Consider the following 552-nt stretch of genomic DNA (forward strand, 5'->3'; position numbering starts at 1 on the left):
GGAGGGCATCGCGTTCCGGTACCGGACCGGGATCCCGTGGCGGGACCTGCCGCGGGAGCAGTTCGGGCCGTGGCAGACGGTGTGGAAACGACACCGCCGCTACGCCGCGGACGGCACCTGGGACCGGGTCCTGACCCAGGTGCTGGCCGAGGCCGATGCGGCCGGGATGATCGGCTGGTCGGTCTCGGTCGATGCCACCATTGCCCGAGCCCATCAGCACGCCACGAACGCGACCCGCCCGGACCAGGACACGGGGGGCCGGGGCGAATCACAAGAAACTGCCGCTGACCGAGGTTGAACCGCCTGGTCACGGCATCGGACGCTCCCGCGGTGGACTGACCACCAAGATCCACCACGCCGTCGATGGCCGGGGCCGGCCGCTGGCCACGATCGTCACCGGTGGCCAGCGCAACGACGGGGCCGTGCTGGCACAAGTACTGGCCGAGATCCACGTTCCCCGGCCCGGCCCCGGGGCGGCGCGGACCCGACCGGAGGCGGTGATCGCGGACCGGGCCTATGCCACCGGGGTGATCCGCACCGAACTGCGTCGGC

The 552-nt window shown here is 72.5% G+C and carries 1 pseudogene; it reads left to right on the forward strand.

Features of this window, described 5'->3' with window-relative positions:
• Nucleotides 1–552: pseudogene (locus ACEXHE_RS13465) on the forward strand (IS5 family transposase); the annotation flags it as partial.

The organism is Micrococcus sp. IITD107 (genome assembly GCF_041927415.1).
GTDB lineage: Bacteria > Actinomycetota > Actinomycetes > Actinomycetales > Micrococcaceae > Citricoccus > Citricoccus terreus.